Annotated in this window: 3 protein-coding genes; all 3 read left to right on the forward strand. The window is 57.8% G+C overall.

Translation table 11 applies throughout. The annotated features are described in order from the left end of the window. Nucleotides 1–102 precede the first annotated feature (102 nt). Complete coding sequence (gene repA / locus EN932_RS32745; RefSeq protein ID WP_013525328.1) at nucleotides 103–1,305, forward strand: plasmid partitioning protein RepA; 1,203 nt, start codon at nucleotides 103–105, stop codon at nucleotides 1,303–1,305. Between the two features lie 77 nt (nucleotides 1,306–1,382). Then, nucleotides 1,383–2,348 (forward strand): plasmid partitioning protein RepB, encoded by a 966-nt coding sequence (repB, locus tag EN932_RS32750; RefSeq protein WP_013525329.1) that lies wholly within the window; start codon nucleotides 1,383–1,385, stop codon nucleotides 2,346–2,348. A 153-nt stretch (nucleotides 2,349–2,501) separates the two neighbouring features. Beyond that, a partial coding sequence (gene repC / locus EN932_RS32755) for a plasmid replication protein RepC (protein WP_281061569.1) occupies nucleotides 2,502–2,939 on the forward strand: 438 nt, incomplete at its 3' end.

A 2,939-nucleotide genomic window follows, 5' to 3' on the forward strand; every position in this document is an offset into this window, starting at 1 on the left:
CTGTTAACCTAAAACTTCTTGCCGGGCTTTCCGAATCGGAGCTTAATGGCGCTTGTTGAATAATTTCATCGCAAAAAGCACCAATTCAGGTTTTCGACGAGAATGAATATCGCCATGCGGCTACCGAGCTTCGAGTTCGATGAGAAAATCCTCGAGCAGGGTGCTGAGATATCACGGCGCCTTAACCAGCTTCGGATGGAGAAATTTCCCCCCGATGCGGCGAAGACGCTGCGTTCGTTTTCGATGGCAGAAGTCGCTCACTATCTTGGTGTCTCGCAGAACAATCTGAAGCGCCTTCATCTGGAGGGCAAGGGCCCCCTGCCCGAGCAGATCCCATCGGGACGCCGGTCCTACACTGCCCAGCAGATGCTTGAGCTGCGCCATTTCCTGGACCAGCATGGCAGGACCGAAGTCAAGAAGTATGTCCCGCACCGCAAGTCCGGCGACAAGCTCCAGGTCGTTGCTGTCGTCAACTTCAAGGGGGGCAGTGGCAAGACAACGACTGCCGCCCACCTCGCCCAGCATCTGGCCTTGACCGGCCACCGTGTTCTTGCAATCGATCTCGATCCTCAAGCCTCACTGTCGGCCCTGCATGGCTTCCAGCCGGAACTTGATAACAACCTCTCGCTCTATGAGGCGATTCGTTACGATGACGAACGCCGCTCGATTGCGGACGTAATCCTTCCGACGAATTTTCCAGGTCTCGATATCATCCCCGCCAATCTCGAATTGCAGGAATACGAATACGACACGCCCCTCGCCATGCAGGATAAGACGTCAAATGCCGGGCGCCAGTTCTTCACGCGCATGGCGAAGGCGTTAACGGAGGTCGACGATCGCTATGACGTTGTCGTGGTTGATTGCCCGCCCCAGCTTGGCTACCTGACGTTGACGGCCATGTCGGCGGCGACGTCGGTTCTCATTACAGTTCATCCGCAGATGCTCGACCTGATGTCTATGAGCCAGTTCCTGCTCATGCTCGGCGGCATATTGAAAACCATCAAGGCCGCCGGTGCGGCAATCGAGCTCGATTGGTTTCGATATCTGATCACACGCTACGAGCCGACGGATATCCCGCAGGCGCAGATGGTAGGCTTCATGCAGTCCATGCTTGCCGGCCAGATCCTGGAGAATCCGATGTTGAAGTCGACGGCGATTTCGGACGCGGGTCTCACCAAGCAGACGCTCTACGAGGTGGAGAAGTCGGCCTTTACCCGTTCCACCTACGACCGTGCACTGGAATCCCTCGATGCGGTCAATGCTGAAATCGCGACGCTGATCCATCGTGCGTGGGGACGGTCATGACGGCGAAGTTTACGGCAGTAAAAACTGGAAATTTTGTCTTTGAAATCAAATCGCTAACCGCGATTGGAGGCGGTTAAATGGCACGCAGGGACATTTTCGGCAGTGTGTTGGGCCCTGCGACGGCAGTGGCTGATGCGAAGGACGTATCCGGGTATGCCGTTCGCGGGGCGTCGCGCTCCATCATGCAATCCTTCGAGGAGCTCTCCAAGAGCTCGGTCGTGGATCTCGATCCGGCATTTGTGGACACCTCCTTCGTTTCGGATCGCCTGGACGAAGACGATGAGGCATATCAGGAGTTGCTTGCGGCCATTCGGGAAAGAGGACAAGATTCTCCGATCCTGGTCAGGCCTCATCCTGAGCTCTCCGGTCGCTTTCAGACCGTCTTCGGGCATCGGCGCGTCAAGGTTGCCCGCCAGCTGGGACGGCCAGTACGCGCGGTCGTCAAGAAGATGGGCGATGAGGATCATGTTATTGCCCAGGGCCAAGAGAACGCCGCAAGGGCCAATTTGTCCTTCATCGAAAGGACCCTGTTTGCCGATCGCATTCTCAAGCGCGGCCACACGCCCGACACGGTGAAGTCGGCTTTGGCGCTCGATGACACGACCTTCTCGAAGATGCGTTCTGTTACCAGCAACATTCCAGAGCCAGTCATTGTGGCCATTGGCGCCGCCAAGACTGTTGGTCGGGACAGGTGGTGGCAGCTCGCCAAGCTCATGGAGCATCCGGATAGCGCGGGCAGGGCGGCCGACTATGTGGCAAGTCCAGAGTTCGCCACGTCAGGCAGTGACGCACGATTTGCGCGTCTGTTCGACTTCATGAGCGCGCCGGCAAAACGCGCGCCAGCAGCATCGAAGACACAGGAAAAGGCTTGGGCACCGCACGACAGATCCGTGCGAGCCAAGATCACCGACACAGGAAAAGTGTTTACGCTTGCCCTGAAGGCCAAGGAAGCCTCGCCGTTCGGAGCGTTCATAACCGATCGGCTGGACGAGCTTTTCGAGGCTTTTCGGCAATCGGAAACAGCCAAGAAAACAGGAGACTGAAACCGCAAAAGAAAAAGGCCCCCGAACGTCGCCGTCGCGGAAGCCCTTCTCGTCTGTAGCAAGCTGAGAATCGCACTTCCCCGAATCACTGTCAAGAGTCGTGGCGCCATTTCGGCGAGCAGATTTCTTTTGCCTGATTGAAAGGTGAGGGAAATGGAGAGTGGGTTTGCGACGACGCCCTTCGGGCGGCGGCCGATGACGCTTGCGTTGGTGAAAGCCAACACGGCGTCAAGGCAGATACCTCAGGGGTCTGTCGTCGAGAAATGGCAGGTTTATCGGTGGCTGTGCGAGGGCAAGTCGATTGTCGGCGTCGGCGATCGCGCCCTGGCGGTGCTCAGCGGGCTTTTGACGTTTTATCCAGACGACCAGATCAGCGAGGAAAACGGGTTGATGGTCTTTCCGTCCAACGCTCAGCTATCGCTGCGGGCGCACGGCATGGCCGATTCCACGCTGCGCAGGAACCTGGCGGAACTGGTAAGTTGCGGCCTCATCATCCGCAGGGACAGCGCCAACGGCAAAAGATTTGCCCGCAAAGGGCCGGGCGGGGCTGTGGTGGAGGCCTTCGGCTTCTCCCTGGCCCCGTTGATCACC

This window comes from Mesorhizobium sp. M7A.F.Ca.US.002.01.1.1 (assembly GCF_004022955.1).
Taxonomy (GTDB): domain Bacteria; phylum Pseudomonadota; class Alphaproteobacteria; order Rhizobiales; family Rhizobiaceae; genus Mesorhizobium; species Mesorhizobium ciceri.

Bases quoted from the DNA above. Each gene is read 5' to 3' on its own strand.
- repA (WP_013525328.1), top strand. From the start codon at position 103: ATGAATATCGCCATGCGGCTACCGAGCTTCGAGTTCGATGAGAAAATC.
- repB (WP_013525329.1), top strand. From the start codon at position 1,383: ATGGCACGCAGGGACATTTTCGGCAGTGTGTTGGGCCCTGCGACGGCA.